The sequence below is a fragment of the Pseudomonas sp. MIL19 genome (genome assembly GCF_028680365.1).
GTDB classification, from domain to species: domain Bacteria; phylum Pseudomonadota; class Gammaproteobacteria; order Pseudomonadales; family Pseudomonadaceae; genus Aquipseudomonas; species Aquipseudomonas spirodelae.
Genome location: NZ_JAPPVG010000010.1, coordinates 240,900 through 256,903 on the forward strand (window position 1 = coordinate 240,900; position 16,004 = coordinate 256,903).

Here is a 16,004-nt window from a genome sequence, read left to right on the forward strand (position 1 = left end):
ACGTGTGGATGCCCGATGCTCACCAATAAAACTCTCGCCGTCGCCCTTTGTGTGCTGATCAGCGGTTGCAGTATGTTTGATAAATCTGCAACGTCCGCGCCGAAAGTGGTTGCCATGCCGCCACCGGCAGTGACTCAGGCGTGGTTGGATGTGTATGAGCCGAAGGTGCGTGAAGCGATCAAAGGCACTCACTTTGAGTTTGAGCGCCGTGAAAATCTGCTGGTGGTCACCGCTCCGGTGCAGGGCTCATTCAACCCGGACCGTCCGCACATGATGCTACCGAGCACCCTGGGGCCGCTGAGCCGCATGGCCAAATTGCTTGAGCGTGATGAAACCATCGGCGTGTTGATTCTTGGCCACGCCGACAGCAGCGGTGAAGCGAATGCCAACCGTGACTTGAGCCAGCAACGCGCCCGCGCATTTACCTCGATTTTCCGCCTCAGTGGCCTTAAGCAAAGCCGCTTGATGGTCAAAGGCCTGGGCTCGGATATGCCGCGTGCGGCCAACGATAGCCAACAAGGCCGTGCACTGAACCGTCGCGTGGAAATTATGCTGACCTCGAAAGCCACCCTCAATGCGCTGATTGCCAAATATAGCCAGCCTTTGCCCGCCACGGCAGTAGTGGCAACCAAATCCATTAAAGACAAGAACGCCAAAGTGGTTGCCAAGGCCGATAAACCCGCGCGCAGCCAATAAAACTCTGCTGCAGCGGCTCGTTGCTGCAGATCAAGCCAGATTGAGCGCTCGCGGGTAAGCTAAGCCTATTTGCCCAAGGGGATTTGCCGATGACTCAAACGCTGGCTGACATGCGCCGTGATTACACCCGCGACGGTTTAAGTGAAGCGCAAGCACCGCTTGAGCCGTTTGCGCTGTTCGAGCAATGGTTTGCCGACGCGGTAAAGACCGAACAGCTGCCGGTTGAACCCAATGCGATGACCCTGGCGACTGTTGACGCGCAAGGCCGGCCGCACTGCCGTGTGCTGCTGCTTAAGGGGTTGGATGCGCGCGGTTTCACCTTCTTCAGCAACTACGACAGCGCCAAAGGCCAACACCTGCAGGCCAATCCATTTGCCGCCATGACCTTCTTCTGGCCCAGCCTGGAGCGGCAGGTGCGTATCGAGGGGCGTGTCGAGCGGGTTACGCCTGAGGAGTGCGATGCCTATTTTCAGGTGCGTCCATTGGGCAGCCGTCTGGGCGCCTGGGCCTCACCACAGAGCCAGGTAATTGCCGACCGCGCCGAACTGGAAAGCTTGCTGGCGCAAACGGAACAGCGCTTTCTCGACCGGGCGCCGCATTGTCCGCCGCATTGGGGCGGCTACCGCCTGCTGCCGGAGCGCGTCGAGTTCTGGCAGGGCCGCTCCAGCCGTCTGCATGATCGGCTCAACTTCCGCCAGCAAGACGGCGCCTGGTTGCGTGAGCGTCTAGCCCCCTGATAGTGGCGTCAATCCGCTTGGTAGTGCGCGGCCGCTTGCTCCAGCCAGGCGGGTAGGTCGCGGCGTTTGATCCCACTCGCTTGAGCTTCAGCCAGGCGCGAGAGCATATAGTCGCGTTTGGCTGTTGAGTCACCGGCCAATGACAGCGCCAGGTCGCGATCGATCCAGCGTTTGATCCGCACATACAGCCACCAGTGAAAGTACAGGCCTGCCACGGTGGTAATGGCGACGATAAAATAATCCATAAATCCCCCAAACAAGGTCTTAGCTTAGGCTAATTGGTTGTGGGCTCGCAGGTGGCGCAATGTCGCGTTATGGTCCGGCGATGCAGCGCTGATAATGTTTTCCGCATATTGGCGGGTGACAGTTGAACCGCGCAGGCGTTTTAATGAATGCCTGCCTAATTGGAGAAATGATCATGCGTAACCCCTTTCTGTTGGCTGCCTCCTTTGCCGCGTTAGCCCTATTGGGTGGCTGCGCCTCCAGTCTGACTGGCGATACCTACTCACGTGAAGAAGCGCGCACTGTGCAAACTGTGCGCATGGGCACTATCGAATCGCTACGCCCGGTGAAGATTGAAGGCACGAAAACCCCAATCGGCGCTGGTGCCGGTGCGGTTATTGGTGGCGTTGCCGGCAGTGGCGTAGGCGGTGGTCGTGGCAGTGCGGTGGCCGCAGTGATTGGGGCGGTGGCCGGCGGCCTGTTAGGCGCGATGACCGAAGAAGGTCTGACACGCACCCAGGGCGTTGAAATTACTGTGCGCGAAGATGACGGCAGCATGCGCGCCTACGTGCAGGCAGTCGAAGAGAATCAGGTATTTCGGGTCGGTGAGCGCGTACGCATCATGACGGTCAATGGCACCAGCCGCGTTACCCAGTGAGTGTTGCAAAGGCCGGATCAGTGTTGGCTGATCCGGCTTTTTATTGCCTTTTTTCTAGATAGACCAGACGTTTATCGGTGTTTAACGGGATTCCCAGGCAAGTTTCTGGTGAGCGAGTGTTTTGTAATGATTCTATCCATGACGTCTGGCCGATAGTTATGGATAATCGCGCACGTTTTTCTGTTGATCGGTTTTCGCCGCCGCACGGCCTATCAGATGTGTGTGGGGTGTGGCACAGGTCAAACCCTGTGGTTTACCGTCAGTCAGTCAGTTAGGGAGTCGGCCGGGTTCATGTACGTGCCGGGTTCGTATAAAGAGGTTTATCTATGACGCTTGCGCTGATCATCGCCTTGCCATTTCTTGGCTTGTTTCTGCCGCTGCTGACCGAGCGGCTGGGACGTTCAGCGTGCGCCGCAGCCACCGCACTGGCGCCGTTAGCCGCATTGGTGCTGCTGATCTCGCAGCAGTCTGCGGTGTTCTCTGGCGAGTTGCTCAAGGTCAAGCTGGACTGGTTACCCTCCCTGGGTTTGAACCTCAGCCTGCGCCTCGATGGGCTGGGTTTTCTGTTTGCGCTGCTGATTCTCGGCATCGGCTTGCTGGTGATTCTCTACGCGCGCTACTACCTGTCCAAGAAGGAGCCAATGGGGCGTTTCTTCGCCTTCCTCCTGTTGTTTATGGGCGCCATGCTGGGCGTAGTACTTTCGGAAAACCTGCTGCTGATGCTGATGTTCTGGGAGCTGACCAGCCTGTCGTCGTTCCTGCTGATTGGCTTCTGGGGCGAGCGCTCGGATGCGCGTAAAGGCGCACGCATGGCCTTGGCGGTGACCGGTGGCGGCGGTTTGGCGTTGTTTGCCGGGATTCTGCTGATCGGCCATATCGCCGGCAGTTTCGAGTTGTCTCAGGTACTGGCTGCCGGATACGCGATCCGTTCCCACGAGCTGTATCCGCTGGCGCTGATTCTGGTGCTGCTGGGCGTGTTCACCAAGTCGGCGCAGTTTCCGTTCCATTTCTGGTTACCCCATGCGATGGCCGCACCGACCCCGGTGTCTGCCTATTTGCACTCGGCGACCATGGTTAAGGCCGGGGTGTTTCTGCTGGCGCGACTGTACCCGGCGCTGGCAGGTTCGGAGTGGTGGTTCTACCTGGTCAGCATCACCGGCCTGGTGACCTTGCTGGTCGGTGCCGGGATGGCGCTGTTTCAGCATGACCTCAAGGGGCTGCTGGCTTATTCGACCATCAGCCACCTGGGCCTGATCACTTTGCTGTTCGGCCTGGATACGCGGCTGGCAGCGGTGGCAGCGGTGTTCCACATCATTAACCACGCGACGTTCAAGGCCTCGCTGTTTATGGCGGCGGGGATCATCGATCACGAAACGGGTAGCCGCGATATGCGGCGTATCAACGGCATGTGGAAGTACATGCCGCACACGGCCGTGTTAGCCATGGTCGCAGCGTCGGCGATGGCGGGTGTGCCGTTGCTCAATGGCTTCTTGAGCAAGGAAATGTTCTTCAGTGAAACGCTCAATCAGCATCTGCTGGGCAGCTTCAATTGGGTAATTCCGGCAGCCGCCACCCTGGCCGGGGTGTTCTCGGTTGCTTATTCGCTGCGCTTTATTCACGACGTATTCTTCAATGGCGAGCCGATCAACCTGCCGCATTACCCGCCGCATGAGCCGCCGCGCTATATGAAGGTGCCGGTGGAAATTCTGGTGTTCCTCTGCCTTTTGGTGGGGATTGTTCCGGCGTACACCGTCGCGCCACTGCTCGCGGCGGCTGCCTCAGCCACCCTGGCGGGTGATGTGCCGACTTACAGTCTGTCGATTTGGCATGGGTTTAATCTGCCATTGCTGATGAGCTTTATCGCCCTGTTCGGCGGGATTCTGGTCTATGTGTTCCGCCAGCCGCTGTTCCGCTGGTATGCCGGGCTGCCGAGCGTGGATGCCAAGTTGATCTTTGAGCGTGGCGTTGTGCTGATGATCAAGGGCTGCACGGCCATAACGCAGTGGATGGAAAACGCTTCGCTGCAGCGCTACCTGGCGCTGTTACTGGCGGCCGCGTTAATTGTGGTGACCCAAGGCTTGAGTGAGTTACCTCAGATCAGTGGGCCGCTCGCGATGACCAAGATTGACGGCATCACTGCGTTGGGGCTGGGCATCATGGCCTTGGCCGCGTTGGTGACGGTGATCTTCCATCGCCAGCGTTTGGTCTCGCTGTTGATGCTCAGTGTGGTCGGCTTGATGGTTGCGCTGGCCTTCGCCCGTTATTCAGCGCCTGATCTGGCGCTGACCCAGCTGTCAGTGGAAGTGGTCACGATCATTCTGTTGATGCTGGCGCTGTTCTTTTTGCCGGCGCACACCCGTGTGGAATCCAGCAGCTTGCGTGGCCTGCGTGACTTTACCCTGGCGGTCAGTATGGGCGTGATGGTGGCGATACTGGTGTTTGCCGTGCTCACGCGACCGTATGACAGCATTTCCGCGTTCTTCCTGGAGAACAGCGTGCCGGGCGGTGGCGGCACCAACGTGGTCAACGTGATTCTGGTCGACTTCCGTGGCTTCGATACCATGGGCGAGGTGACTGTATTGGCGATTGCCGCGGTAGGCATCTTCGCCATGCTGGACGGGTTGCGCCTGTTCCAGCCGGAATTGGATGCGCAGGGGCGCAACTGGGCGCGTGATCGTCACCCCTTGGTGCTTGCCACCCTGTCGCGGGTCTTGCTGCCGATGGCATTGCTGGTTTCGGTGTTTATCTTCCTGCGCGGGCATAACTTGCCGGGTGGTGGCTTTATCGCCGGTTTGGTTACGGCGGTGGCGTTGATTCTGCAATACGTCGCCAGTGGCGTGCAGTGGACGCAGTCGCGCCTCCCGCTTAACTACCAAGGCATGGCTGGGCTTGGCGTGTTGATTGCCGGCCTCACCGGGTTGGGCAGCTGGCTGTTTGACCGGCCGTTCCTGACTTCCGCCTTCGGCCATTTCCAGATCCCGCTGATCGGTGAAATTGAGCTGGCCACGGCCATGCTGTTTGACCTGGGCGTGTACCTGACGGTAGTCGGCGCGACCCTGCTGATTCTCGCCAACCTGGGCAAGTTGACCCAGGAAAAAGCTGCACAAGAGGTGCTTTGAAATGGAAGCCATATTTGCCGCGACCTTGGGCATCCTGACGGCCAGCGGTGTGTACCTGCTGCTACGCGCCCGCACGTTCCCGGTGGTGCTGGGGCTGACGCTGATTTCTTATGCGGTCAACCTGTTCTTGTTTGCCATGGGCCGTTTACAAACCGGCGTGGTCACGGTGGTCGGGGCGGGCGCTGAATACGCTGATCCACTGCCACAAGCGCTGGTACTGACCGCGATTGTGATCGGCTTTGCCATGACCGCCTTCGTCGTGGTGTTGGCCTTGCGCAGTGTGGGCGAAACCCGTACCGACCATGTTGACGGCCAGGAGCCTGCACGATGAACCACGGCTTAATCCTGCCCATCCTGCTGCCGATGTTTGCCGGCAGCCTGTTGCTGCTGGGCGCGGGCCTTAGCCAGCGGGTTAAACGTTGCGTGTCGCTATTGGCTACCCTGTCGCTGTTGCCGTTGAGCGCTTACCTGCTCTGGCTGGCCGATCAAGGTGTGTTGCAGGTGTATGCCGCCGGTAACTGGGCGGCTCCGTTTGGCATCATCCTGCTGCTCGATCGCCTCAGCGCCTTGCTGTTGGTGGTCACTGCGGTACTCGGCAGCTTCGCCTTGCTGTATGCGGTACGCGGTGATGATGAGCGCGGGCAGAGCTTCCATGCGCTGTTCCAGTTCCAGTTGATGGGCATCAACGGCGCTTTTCTGACGGGCGATTTGTTCAACCTGTTCGTGTTCTTTGAAATCCTCCTGATCGCCTCCTATTCGCTGCTGCTGCATGGTGGTGGCGTCGAACGGGTACGGGCGGGCTTGCATTACGTGGTGCTCAACCTGGTGGGCTCGGCGTTCTTCCTGCTCGCCGTGGGCGTGCTGTATGGCATCACCGGCACCCTGAATATGGCCGATATGGCTATCCAGGTCGCGGCGGCCGGGCCTGACGATGCGGGGCTGCTCGGCGCGGCTGGTTTGCTGCTGTTGGTGGTGTTCGGTCTTAAGGCTGCGTTTTTACCCTTGTATTTCTGGTTGCCTAACGCCTACGCCTCGGCCACTGCGCCGGTCGCTGCGCTGTTCGCGGTGATGACCAAGGTGGGGCTGTACTCGATTATCCGCGTGTATACGCTGATCTTTGGTGACGAGGCGGGCAGCCTGGCCAATATGGCCAACGACTGGCTCTGGCCGTTGGCGCTGCTGACCCTGGCATTGGGCGTGATCGGCGCGCTGGCGGCGGTCAGCCTGCAAGGCTTGCTGGCGTATCTGGTGGTGGTGTCGGTCGGCACCTTACTCGCCGGTATTGCCATCGGTACTGAGCAGGCCTTGGCTGGCGCGCTGTTTTACTTGGTGCACAGCACCTGGGTAGCCGGCGGCTTGTTCCTCCTGGCGGACCTGATTACCCGCCAGCGCGGCGAAAAACAGGGGCTACTGGTGCAGGGCCCGGCGCTGCAGAATCCTCATGTGCTGGGCGGCTTGTTCTTTTTTGGTGCGGTTGCGGTGGCCGGCCTACCGCCGCTCTCCGGATTTATCGGCAAACTGTTGCTGTTGCGCTCGCTGGAGCCCGGATTGCAGGCGTTGTTGCTCTGGCCGGTAGTGCTGGGCGGCGGCTTGCTGACCCTGATCGCCCTGAGCCGTGCCGGCAGCACCTTGTTCTGGCGGGTAGGGCTAAGCCAGCTGGACAGCGCTGAGCTGGACTATGGCCGGCTGCTGGCCTGCATGGGCTTGCTGTTGCTCAGCCTGCTGCTGGTCGTCGGTGCGGCACCCTTGTTGAGCTATGTCGAGGCCACGGCCAGCCAGTTGCATGACCTCGGGCTGTACCGCCAGATCATCGAATCGGGAGCTGCACGATGAAAGCACGTCGCTGGTTACCCCATCCGCTGTTGAGCCTATGCCTGCTGATGGTCTGGCTGTTGCTGATGAACGACCTGAGCCTGGGCCACTGGTTGCTCGGTATGTTGCTCGGCTGGGCTATTCCATTGCTAACTCAGGTGTTCTGGATCAACCCGCCGCGGGTGTATAAGCCGCTCAAGCTGTGCTGGTTTTTACTGCGCATCCTCGGCGATATCGTCACGGCCAACCTGCAGGTGGCCAAGCTGATTCTCGGTTCGCCCGCCAAGCTGCGGCCCGCGTTCGTGGAAATTCCCCTGCTGTTGGAAGACGAGCTGGCCCTGACCATGCTCACCAGCATTATCTCCCTGACCCCGGGCACGGTTTCCGCCGACCTCAGTGATGACCGCAAGACCTTGCTGGTCCACGGCCTGGATGTGCCCGATGCCGAGGCTTTGGTGGCGGAAATCAAGCAGCGTTACGAAGTTCCCTTGCTGGAGGTGTTCACATGCTCGCCTACGTGATTCCACTGTGCCTGGTGCTGATCGGCTTGGCGCTGGTGCTGACCATGGCGCGGCTGATTATCGGCCCAGACTTGCCTGATCGCATTCTGGCGCTAGACACCCTGTACATCAACGCAATCGCCATGCTCGTGCTGTTTGGCGTGTGGCTGGGGTCTGATTTGTACTTTGAAGCAGCGCTGCTGATTGCGGTAATGGGCTTTATTGGCACCGTGGCCGTGGCCAAGTACTTGCTGCGCGGCGACATCATCGAATGAGGAGCATCTAATGGCTTTCTGGATTGAAGCGCTGGTGGCGCTGTCTCTGCTGGTGGGCAGTATGTTTGCTCTGGTGGGGGCGATTGGCCTGTACCGGCTGCCGGACTTCTTTATGCGCCTGCACGGCCCGACCAAGTCCACCACCCTGGGAGTGGGCGGTATGGTGATCGCCTCGCTGATCTACTTCAGCTTTCATGGTGAGGGCGTCAGCCTGCATGAACTACTGATCGCCCTGTTTCTGTTTATCACCGCGCCTGTTAGCGCCCATATGCTGGCCAAGGCGGCCATGCAGCAGAAGCTCCACATCGACGCAAAAACCCGCGGCAAGCCCTGGGAGCAATAAGGCCACACACATTGCCCGGCTGACTGTATCTGTCGGCGGCGCACCGGCCGCTCTACACTGCGGTTTTTGAGCAGAGGTGGTCGATGCGCGAGCAGGGAAGAGGCGTGGCGGTGAGCTGCCTGGTGATTGCCATGGCGCTGTGGGGCAGTTCGTTTATTGCGCTGAAACTGGCCTTTGCCGAGTTGCCGCCGTTGTGGGTGATCTTCGGGCGTATGGCCCTCGGCAGCCTGGTGTTTTTGCTGGCCTGGCGCTGGCGCGGACAGATGCATTACCGCGCCGGTGACTGGAAGTACCTCTTGGGCCTGGCGGCCTGCGAACCCTGCCTGTATTTCCTCTTCGAAGCCCTCGCACTGCAGCACACCAGTGCTGCCCAGGCCGGCATGGTCACAGCCTTGTTGCCTCTGCTGGTGGCGGTCGGCGCGTTGGTCTTTCTGCGCGAGCGGATCAGCCGCATCACCCTGGCCGGGTTTCTCCTCGCCCTGGTCGGCGCCATCTGGCTGAGCCTGGCTGGCAGTGCCGATGAGCATGCCAGTAACCCCGTGCTTGGCAACTTCTACGAGCTACTCGCCATGCTCTGTGCCGCGGGGTACACCTTGTTGCTCAAGCATCTATCGGGGCGTTATTCGCCTTTTCTGCTGACGGCCATGGTGGCGTTTGTCGGCACTCTGTTCTTTCTGCCTATGGCTTTGTTGAGTGCGCCGTTGCCGACCGCTGTCAGCCTTATGGGGCTGGGCGCCATCGCCTATTTGGGCATTGTGGTCACGGTGGGCGCTTATGGCTTGTACAACTTCGGCGTCAGCCGCCTGCCAGCGAGCCAAGCCTCGGGGTTTACCAACCTGATCCCGGTATTCACCTTGTTGTTCGCCATACTGCTGTTGGGGGAAAGCCTGAATGCCATGCAGATGCTGGCTGCGGCTTTGGTGTTCGCCGGCGTGCTGCTCAGCCAATGGCGCGGCACGCAAGTGATACCGGCTGGTGTACTGGATTAAGGAGCAAGGCATGAGCGATCTGCGCGCCTGGGCGCGCTAAACACTCTGGCCACTTGCGCAACTGGAGTGTTTAGCAGTGCGGTGATGCGTTTTCAGGCGGAAAAACCACCATCAATCATCAGGCTGGAACCGGTGATATAGCCCGCTTCCGGGCCCGCCAGATAAGCCACGAAGCTGGCAATTTCTTCGGCGCGACCGTAACGGTTGATGGCCATCAATTGCTTCAGGCTGTCGGCAAACTCGCCATTTTCTGGGTTCATCTCGGTGTCCACCGGGCCCGGTTGCAGGTTGTTTACTGTGATGCCACGGCCACCCAGGTCGCGGGCCAGGCCCTTGGTCAAGCCCACCAGTGCGGCCTTGCTCATGGCATATACCGAGCCACCGGCGAAGGGCATGCGCTCGGCGTTGGTGCTGCCGATGTTGATGATACGGCCACCATCGTTGAGGTGTTTGGATGCTTCCTGACTGGCGATCACCACGCTGCGCACGTTGATCGCAAGCGTGCGATCGATATCTTCGATGCTCATTTCCTCGATTGGGGCGATGGCCAGTACACCGGCGTTATTCACCAGAATATCCAGTTGGCCGAAGGTGCTCAGGGTTTGCTGAATGGCGCCGCGAATGGCGCTTTCGCTCGCGCTGTCGGCTTTAATGGCGAGGGCTTTGCCGCCGGCGGCCTGGATTTCCTGCACCAGTGTTTCGGCGTGCTGGGCGCTCTGGCTGTAGGTCAGGGCAACCGCAGCACCGTCACGCGCCAGACGTTTGGCGATGGCTGCGCCAATGCCACGGGAACCGCCTTGAATAAAAGCTACTTTGCCGCTGAGGGTAGGGGTGTTGTGCGTCATGTCGATCTCCATACAAGTAAGTGGGGGTGTCGGTACTTCTTGGTGTTGGAGTGAGTATCTGCCGCAGATTGATTTCTAATAAGCCTGTAATACGCATATGCTTTCGATCCAAATGCTATCGAATGCTCGCAGGGAATCGCCTATGGACACCCTTAATTGCATTGAATGTTTTATTCGCAGCGCCCAGTCCGGCAGCTTTGCCGAGGCCTCGTGGCGTCTGGGGCTGACGCCGGCTGCGGTAGGCAAGAATGTGGCGCGGCTAGAGGCCAGCCTGGATGTGCGACTGTTTCAGCGCAGTACGCGCAAGTTGAGTCTTACCGAGGCCGGCGAGCATTTTTTGGCCGAAGCGGCGGGTGGCCTGAGCACTCTGCAACTGGCGATGGAGAATCTCACCAGCCTGCGCAGCCAGCCGGCAGGCGTTCTGAAGGTGAGCATGGGCCTGTCGTTCGGCCGCGAGTACATGGTGCCGCTGCTGGGGGAGTTTCTGCGGCGTTATCCGCGCATCGTGCCGGACTGGCATTTTGATAACCGCCAGGTAGACCTGATTGCCAAAGGCTTTGATGCCGCCATTGGCGGTGGCTTTGATATTCCCCAAGGTGTGGTGGCGCGTGAGCTGGCACCAGCCCACCGCATATTATTGGCGGCACCGCAGTACCTGGAGCAGGCTGCGCGCTTGGATTCACCCGCGGATCTCCCTCAGCACGCCGGCATCTTGATTCGCTCACCGCAAACCGGTCGTGTGCGCCCTTGGGCCTTGCGCAACCGCGAGGGCCTGTTGGCATCCGCAGAGATGCAAACCCGGATGACCTTCAGCGACCCGGAAGCCGCCTGTGTCGCAGCCGAGAGCGGGCTGGGCATTGCCTTGGTCAGCACCGGCCATGCCCAGATATACCTGCGCCGCGGCACAGTGCAGCGGGTATTACCGGATTGGTATGTGGATGCGGGGGCGATTTCGATCTACTTCGTCGGGCAGAAACTGTTGCCGCAAAAGACCCGCGTGTTTATCGATTTCGTCCGCGAGCAATTCCAGCAACAGGGGCTGGAAAAGCTCTTGTCAGCGCTGTGAGGGTTACGGCGCCTTGGGCGGCGCCTGCTTTCAGGCTTCGGCAATCCCCAGCATGTCCTTGATCAGCGCTTCGGCTACGCGAATACCATCGACACCTGCCGACAGAATACCGCCGGCATAACCCGCGCCTTCGCCGGCCGGGTACAGGCCGCGCACGTTGAGGCTCTGCATGTCCGTGCCACGGGTGATACGCAGCGGCGAGGAAGTACGGGTTTCGATGCCGGTGAGTACCGCATCATGCAGGTCGAAGCCTTTGATCTGCTTACCGAAAGCCGGCAGCGCTTCGCGGATCGCCTCGATGGCGAAATCCGGCAGGGCCAGCGCCAGGTCGCCCAGCTTGATGCCGGGTTTGTAGGACGGCTCGACACTGCCCAGCGCTGTTGAAGGTGTGCCGGCAATAAAATCGCCAACCAGTTGCCCCGGCGCTTCGTAGGTGCTGCCGCCGAGCAGGTAGGCCTGCGATTCCAGGCGCTCCTGCAGCTCAACCCCAGCCAACGGGCCGCCCGGATAATCCTGCTCCGGGGTGATGCCGACGACGATACCGGCGTTGGCATTACGCTCGTTGCGCGAGTACTGGCTCATGCCGTTGGTCACTACGCGGTTCGGCTCTGAGGTCGCCGCCACCACCGTGCCACCGGGGCACATGCAGAAGCTGTAGACCGAGCGGCCATTCTTGGCGTGGTGCACCAGTTTGTAATCCGCCGCGCCCAACTTGGGATGGCCGGCGTATTTGCCCAAACGGGCGCGGTCGATCAACCCCTGCGGGTGCTCGATGCGGAAGCCCACCGAGAATGGCTTGGCCTCCATAAACACGCCGTGTTGGTGCAGCATGCGGAAGGTGTCGCGTGCGCTGTGGCCCAAGGCCAGGATCACCTGACGGCTACGGATCTGCTCGCCACTGTTGAGGATCACTCCGTTGAGCTGACCCTCTTCAATCAGCACATCACTGACACGTTGTTCAAAGCGTACTTCACCGCCCAGGGCTTTGATTTCCTCACGCATGGTCGCGACCACGCCAGTCAGGCGGAAGGTGCCGATATGCGGTTTGCTGACGTAGAGGATTTCCTCCGGCGCGCCGGCTTTTACGAACTCCTGCAGCACCTTGCGCCCGTAATGCTTGGGGTCTTTGATCTGGCTGTAGAGCTTGCCGTCGGAGAAGGTCCCCGCGCCGCCTTCGCCGAACTGCACGTTGGACTCAGGCTTGAGCACATTCTTGCGCCACAGGCCCCAGGTGTCCTTGGTGCGCTGGCGCACTTCGGTGCCGCGCTCCAGCACAATCGGCTTGAGTCCAGCCTGGGCGAGAATCAGCGCAGCAAAAATCCCGCACGGGCCAAAGCCGACCACCAGCGGGCGCTCGGCCAGGCCTTCTGTGGCCAGGGCGACGGGTTTGTAGGCTGTGTCCGGGGTGATGCTGATATGCCGGTCCTCGGCAAATTTACTCAACAGCGCCGCTTCATTCTGCAGGCTGCAGTCGATGGTGTAGATGAAGTGTATTTCGCTGGATTTCTTGCGCGCATCGTAGCTGCGCTTGAACAGGCTGAAGTCGAGCAGCTCGCTGTCGGCAATCCCTAAACGCTGGATGATGGCGGGGCGCAGGGCCTCTTCGGGATGGTCGAGCGGCAGCTTGAGTTCGGTGATGCGTAACATGAGGGGGCGATCCACTATCAGGGCCGGAGGCAACCCGGCAGCATTTTAGGACCGGCGATTATACCTGTGATCGCCGGTCCTGGGCTCAGTGGCTGCGCCCATTGGTCATGCGCGTCGCTCGCCTGCACTCAGGCGGTCGCAAGGCTTAGCGTGCGTCTGGCTTCACCCAGGCCAGCATCACGTCGAGCATGCGGTTGGCGAAGGCCCACTCGTTGTCATACCAGGCCAAGACCTTGACCAGATCGCCCTGCACACGGGTGTGGCTGAGGTCGACCACGCACGACACCGGGTAGCCATTGAAGTCGCTGGACACCAGCGCCAGCTCGTTGCATTCCATCACCCCAGCCGGCAGTTGTGCGGCACCGGCTTGCAGCGCGGCGTTAATCGCCTCACGGCTGGTTGGGCGCTCGCAGGTGAAGGTCAGGTCAACCAGCGACACGTTGGGCGTCGGTACGCGTATCGACAACCCATCCAGGCGGCCAACCAGTTCCGGCATCACCAGGCCGATGGCCTTGGCTGCACCGGTGCTGGTGGGGATCATCGACAACGCGGCGGCGCGGGCGCGATACAGGTCGCTGTGGGTCTTATCCAGCAGGTTCTGGTCATTGGTGTAGGAGTGGATGGTGTTGACCAGCCCCTGACGAATGCCCACGGCCTCGTGCAGCACCTTGGCCATCGGCGCCAGGCAGTTGGTGGTGCAGGAGGCGTTGGAAACGATCTGCTGATCGCCCAGTAATTGGTGGTTAACCCCGTAGACCACGGTCAGGTCAGCGCTGTCGAGCGGATGCGAGAGCAGCACGCGCGGGCTACCGGCGCTGATATGCTGTTCGACCTGTTCGCGCTTCTTCAGTTTGCCGGTGCATTCGAGCACCAGATCGACCTCAAACTCGCGCCAGGGCAAATTCGCCACTTCGCGTTCGCGCAGCAGCTGGATCGCGTGGCCGTTTACGCTGAATACGTTACCGTCCAGGCTGATCTGCCCAGGGAAACGGCCGAAGGTGGAATCAAAGCGGGTGAGGTGGGCGAGGGTGCTTTGCTCACCCAAGTCATTGATTGCGGTGAGGTGAATCTGGTCTTGCAGGTTGCGCTCGAACAACGCGCGCACCAGGCAACGACCAATACGTCCATATCCATTAATAGCAATGCGCAGCATAACGATATCCCTTTGGCTGACTTCCCTTGCAGCTTAGGCCAAACGCCTAGCGGCGGGCTGATCTATCTCAGCTCTCTGCGCATTGATAGCTTGCCCGCAGGCCTTTGAAAACGTAAGCGAGGCAGGCAATGCAAGGCAAAAACGGCCGGTGAAGCGGAGTTTACGGGTTGTAAATGAGCATGCAGCGGCCGTTTTAACGCCGTACTGCCAACGCAGGTCGTTTTCAACGGCCTGCTAGTCGTTGCGCGCACCGCCTAGGTAGGCGCAGCCGCGCAATACCTCCCCGTCGAGGCGCAACTCGGCGCTCATGTGCTGCACCGCGCCACTCATGCCATCCACACAGCGCTGCGGCGCGAGCCACAGCTCAAGGCGCTGGCCGTTGGCCTCGCTGCTGAGGTTCAGGCGGCCTTCGGGCAGTTGCTCTTCCAAGTAGGGCAGCGCTTGCGGCTCTTTACCCGCACGATTAAGGACCAAGCCCTGATTGCTCACGGCAATGCTCCAGTCCGGCTCATGGCCGCTGGCGCGCAGCAGGGTGCGGGTGAAATTAATGTCGCTGCAGCCATGGCCTTCAGCCTGGACGCGGTACACCTGGCTGGGGGTGAAGGTGCCGTCCACCTTAGGTTGGCTCGTGCTAGACAACTCGCCGCGCATATCCACGTACAGCTGCGTCGCGCCATCGCTAAACAGCTCCGCCGCGTCGCGGCTTAAGGTGGTTGCCCCGTCATGGCCGATGACAAAACTGCGTTGCTCCTGGCAGGGGCGAAACAGTAAGTCGCCGTTTGCCAGGCTGAGTTCGCCCTGCAGGCGAGTGGGCGGCGTTGAGGTGTCATTCGGTTGTTCGCTCAACAGCTGGCAGCCGGCAAACAGCGGCAACAGGGCGACGACTAAGGTACGGCTAATGCGCATGAGGCTCTCCTGACAAGTGCGAGCACGTTACCGAGGCACTTGGGTGATCACAAGCGTGATGCTGGGATTCATTGCCTGGTGGCGAGGTCGTCACCGCGTCGTTGTGTGCCTATGTGTATGAGCTATCGATGAAGCAGCAATAACAGGTTGCCTGCCCAACAGAGGCGCGCGCAGGCAAGGCGCTGGCCAATGGTCTTTCGGGCAAGTCGCGGGCACTTCCTGAGGCCGTTAGGGGCGCCTGGGGACATTTCAGGGCCGCGTACATCGGCTTATGCAACTCTTTTACCGATATAGAACTTTACTTGAGGAGGTTACTGCAGCCGCTACCAATACAAAGGGCTTAAATCCATCTGCGCACGGCGTTTTTGTAGCGCTCAAACTCTGCGCCAAACAGCATGCTCAGTGCACGCTCTTCAGGTGCAATCTGAAAACGGTTGATGTACAGCATGAAAACACCCACACCCAGCAGCGCTACCGGCGATGACAAAAACACCGCCCATGAGACAAGCAACAGCGCAAAGCCGACATACATCGGGTTACGTGACACTTGATAGATACCGGAACGGACAAGCGCTGACGCCGCATCAGGCTTTAATGGATTGACAGTGGTCTGCGCACGCCGAAACGAAACAACCCCCGCCATACAAAAGAACACGCCAGCCAAGGCAACAGCCACCGCCCCAATAATGCGCAATGCCCCAGCCACCTCAATACCTGGCGTGTACAGGGCGATACCCCACATCGCCGCCCCGCACAGGGTGGCAATAAGCGGTGGTGGAATTTTGTTGTCTAGATTCAGCATGCCGCCTCCCTAATGCAGCTCGTGGTGCTCTACGCCGTGAAAAGACTGAGCCAGAGATATCGCCGCCGCGATACCCGACCTAGCCTGTAACCGCACCGCTTCTAACGATTAAGCTAAGGGGCAGGCTTTAGCCCGTCCCAGTGAGCGCAGCGAGCGATTTGAATGCTGTAATGGACTCTCCCCGCACCACGGTTCTATACCTAGAACTGCGGTGACTGATCATTGGGAGAGGCG

General features: G+C 60.1%; 17 protein-coding genes. 11 read left to right on the forward strand and 6 right to left on the reverse strand.

The window, feature by feature from the left end; all coding sequences use genetic code 11:
* The first annotated feature begins 15 nt into the window (after window positions 1-15).
* Window positions 16-696 (forward strand): OmpA family protein, encoded by a 681-nt coding sequence (locus N1078_RS09820; protein ID WP_274087981.1) that lies wholly within the window; start codon window positions 16-18, stop codon window positions 694-696.
* A gap of 89 nt (window positions 697-785) precedes the next feature.
* Entirely contained in the window at window positions 786-1,433 is a 648-nt protein-coding gene (gene pdxH / locus N1078_RS09825) for a pyridoxamine 5'-phosphate oxidase (RefSeq protein ID WP_274087982.1), read from the forward strand.
* A gap of 8 nt (window positions 1,434-1,441) precedes the next feature.
* Here pdxH and N1078_RS09830 read toward each other — a convergent pair whose 3' ends face one another.
* Complete coding sequence (locus tag N1078_RS09830) at window positions 1,442-1,678, reverse strand: hypothetical protein (RefSeq protein WP_274087983.1); 237 nt, start codon at window positions 1,676-1,678, stop codon at window positions 1,442-1,444.
* Window positions 1,679-1,851: 173 nt separating this feature from the next.
* Between N1078_RS09830 and N1078_RS09835 the strand changes: the two genes are divergently transcribed.
* The 8 genes from N1078_RS09835 to N1078_RS09870 all read left to right on the forward strand — a co-directional run bounded on the left by N1078_RS09835 (window position 1,852) and on the right by N1078_RS09870 (window position 9,351).
* Entirely contained in the window at window positions 1,852-2,313 is a 462-nt protein-coding gene (locus tag N1078_RS09835; RefSeq protein WP_274087984.1) for a glycine zipper domain-containing protein, read from the forward strand.
* Between the two features lie 326 nt (window positions 2,314-2,639).
* Window positions 2,640-5,432: a monovalent cation/H+ antiporter subunit A gene (locus N1078_RS09840; RefSeq protein WP_274087985.1), complete on the forward strand. Its 2,793-nt coding sequence runs from the start codon at window positions 2,640-2,642 to the stop codon at window positions 5,430-5,432.
* A 1-nt stretch (window position 5,433) separates the two neighbouring features.
* The gene (locus N1078_RS09845; RefSeq protein ID WP_274087986.1) at window positions 5,434-5,763 is read left to right on the forward strand and encodes a Na+/H+ antiporter subunit C; all 330 of its coding nucleotides are present in this window, start codon (window positions 5,434-5,436) and stop codon (window positions 5,761-5,763) included.
* The gene (locus tag N1078_RS09850) at window positions 5,760-7,265 is read left to right on the forward strand and encodes a monovalent cation/H+ antiporter subunit D (RefSeq protein WP_274087987.1); all 1,506 of its coding nucleotides are present in this window, start codon (window positions 5,760-5,762) and stop codon (window positions 7,263-7,265) included. Before N1078_RS09845 ends, N1078_RS09850 begins: the two co-directional genes overlap by 4 nt.
* A complete protein-coding gene (locus N1078_RS09855) occupies window positions 7,262-7,765 on the forward strand; it encodes a Na+/H+ antiporter subunit E (protein WP_274087988.1) in 504 nt (167 codons plus the stop codon). The genes N1078_RS09850 and N1078_RS09855 overlap by 4 nt, the downstream gene beginning before the upstream one ends.
* Window positions 7,750-8,019 (forward strand): K+/H+ antiporter subunit F, encoded by a 270-nt coding sequence (locus tag N1078_RS09860; RefSeq protein ID WP_274087989.1) that lies wholly within the window; start codon window positions 7,750-7,752, stop codon window positions 8,017-8,019. Before N1078_RS09855 ends, N1078_RS09860 begins: the two co-directional genes overlap by 16 nt.
* Window positions 8,020-8,029: 10 nt before the next feature.
* The gene (locus N1078_RS09865) at window positions 8,030-8,362 is read left to right on the forward strand and encodes a Na+/H+ antiporter subunit G (RefSeq protein ID WP_274087990.1); all 333 of its coding nucleotides are present in this window, start codon (window positions 8,030-8,032) and stop codon (window positions 8,360-8,362) included.
* Between the two features lie 83 nt (window positions 8,363-8,445).
* Window positions 8,446-9,351, forward strand: coding sequence for a DMT family transporter (locus N1078_RS09870; protein ID WP_274087991.1), 906 nt, complete (start codon window positions 8,446-8,448; stop codon window positions 9,349-9,351).
* A 92-nt stretch (window positions 9,352-9,443) separates the two neighbouring features.
* Here N1078_RS09870 and N1078_RS09875 read toward each other — a convergent pair whose 3' ends face one another.
* Window positions 9,444-10,196, reverse strand: coding sequence for a 3-oxoacyl-ACP reductase family protein (locus tag N1078_RS09875; RefSeq protein WP_274087992.1), 753 nt, complete (start codon window positions 10,194-10,196; stop codon window positions 9,444-9,446).
* Between the two features lie 142 nt (window positions 10,197-10,338).
* Between N1078_RS09875 and N1078_RS09880 the strand changes: the two genes are divergently transcribed.
* Window positions 10,339-11,262 carry a LysR family transcriptional regulator gene (locus tag N1078_RS09880; RefSeq protein WP_274087993.1) on the forward strand — a complete coding sequence of 308 codons (924 nt, stop codon included), beginning with the start codon at window positions 10,339-10,341 and terminating at the stop codon, window positions 11,260-11,262.
* A gap of 30 nt (window positions 11,263-11,292) precedes the next feature.
* Here N1078_RS09880 and N1078_RS09885 read toward each other — a convergent pair whose 3' ends face one another.
* From N1078_RS09885 to N1078_RS09900, 4 genes are all read right to left on the reverse strand, one after another.
* On the reverse strand, window positions 11,293-12,909 hold the full coding sequence (locus tag N1078_RS09885) for an NAD(P)/FAD-dependent oxidoreductase (RefSeq protein WP_274087994.1): 1,617 nt from the start codon (window positions 12,907-12,909) through the stop codon (window positions 11,293-11,295).
* Window positions 12,910-13,054: 145 nt separating this feature from the next.
* The gene (gene gap / locus N1078_RS09890) at window positions 13,055-14,062 is read right to left on the reverse strand and encodes a type I glyceraldehyde-3-phosphate dehydrogenase (protein WP_274087995.1); all 1,008 of its coding nucleotides are present in this window, start codon (window positions 14,060-14,062) and stop codon (window positions 13,055-13,057) included.
* Window positions 14,063-14,296: 234 nt separating this feature from the next.
* Window positions 14,297-14,968 carry a COG3650 family protein gene (locus N1078_RS09895; protein ID WP_274087996.1) on the reverse strand — a complete coding sequence of 224 codons (672 nt, stop codon included), beginning with the start codon at window positions 14,966-14,968 and terminating at the stop codon, window positions 14,297-14,299.
* Between the two features lie 340 nt (window positions 14,969-15,308).
* On the reverse strand, window positions 15,309-15,770 hold the full coding sequence (locus tag N1078_RS09900; protein ID WP_274087997.1) for a methyltransferase family protein: 462 nt from the start codon (window positions 15,768-15,770) through the stop codon (window positions 15,309-15,311).
* Between the last annotated feature and the right edge of the window lie 234 nt (window positions 15,771-16,004).

What these genes read in the sequence shown, in the direction of transcription:
- N1078_RS09850 (WP_274087987.1), top strand. Translation starts at nt 5,760, where the DNA reads ATGAACCACGGCTTAATCCTGCCCATCCTGCTGCCGATGTTTGCCGGC.
- N1078_RS09835 (WP_274087984.1), top strand. Translation starts at nt 1,852, where the DNA reads ATGCGTAACCCCTTTCTGTTGGCTGCCTCCTTTGCCGCGTTAGCCCTA.
- N1078_RS09820 (WP_274087981.1), top strand. Translation starts at nt 16, where the DNA reads ATGCTCACCAATAAAACTCTCGCCGTCGCCCTTTGTGTGCTGATCAGC.
- N1078_RS09860 (WP_274087989.1), top strand. Translation starts at nt 7,750, where the DNA reads ATGCTCGCCTACGTGATTCCACTGTGCCTGGTGCTGATCGGCTTGGCG.
- N1078_RS09900 (WP_274087997.1), bottom strand. Translation starts at nt 15,770, where the DNA reads ATGCTGAATCTAGACAACAAAATTCCACCACCGCTTATTGCCACCCTG.
- N1078_RS09845 (WP_274087986.1), top strand. Translation starts at nt 5,434, where the DNA reads ATGGAAGCCATATTTGCCGCGACCTTGGGCATCCTGACGGCCAGCGGT.
- N1078_RS09880 (WP_274087993.1), top strand. Translation starts at nt 10,339, where the DNA reads ATGGACACCCTTAATTGCATTGAATGTTTTATTCGCAGCGCCCAGTCC.
- N1078_RS09895 (WP_274087996.1), bottom strand. Translation starts at nt 14,968, where the DNA reads ATGCGCATTAGCCGTACCTTAGTCGTCGCCCTGTTGCCGCTGTTTGCC.
- N1078_RS09865 (WP_274087990.1), top strand. Translation starts at nt 8,030, where the DNA reads ATGGCTTTCTGGATTGAAGCGCTGGTGGCGCTGTCTCTGCTGGTGGGC.
- N1078_RS09840 (WP_274087985.1), top strand. Translation starts at nt 2,640, where the DNA reads ATGACGCTTGCGCTGATCATCGCCTTGCCATTTCTTGGCTTGTTTCTG.
- gap (WP_274087995.1), bottom strand. Translation starts at nt 14,062, where the DNA reads ATGCTGCGCATTGCTATTAATGGATATGGACGTATTGGTCGTTGCCTG.
- N1078_RS09870 (WP_274087991.1), top strand. Translation starts at nt 8,446, where the DNA reads ATGCGCGAGCAGGGAAGAGGCGTGGCGGTGAGCTGCCTGGTGATTGCC.
- pdxH (WP_274087982.1), top strand. Translation starts at nt 786, where the DNA reads ATGACTCAAACGCTGGCTGACATGCGCCGTGATTACACCCGCGACGGT.
- N1078_RS09855 (WP_274087988.1), top strand. Translation starts at nt 7,262, where the DNA reads ATGAAAGCACGTCGCTGGTTACCCCATCCGCTGTTGAGCCTATGCCTG.
- N1078_RS09830 (WP_274087983.1), bottom strand. Translation starts at nt 1,678, where the DNA reads ATGGATTATTTTATCGTCGCCATTACCACCGTGGCAGGCCTGTACTTT.
- N1078_RS09885 (WP_274087994.1), bottom strand. Translation starts at nt 12,909, where the DNA reads ATGTTACGCATCACCGAACTCAAGCTGCCGCTCGACCATCCCGAAGAG.
- N1078_RS09875 (WP_274087992.1), bottom strand. Translation starts at nt 10,196, where the DNA reads ATGACGCACAACACCCCTACCCTCAGCGGCAAAGTAGCTTTTATTCAA.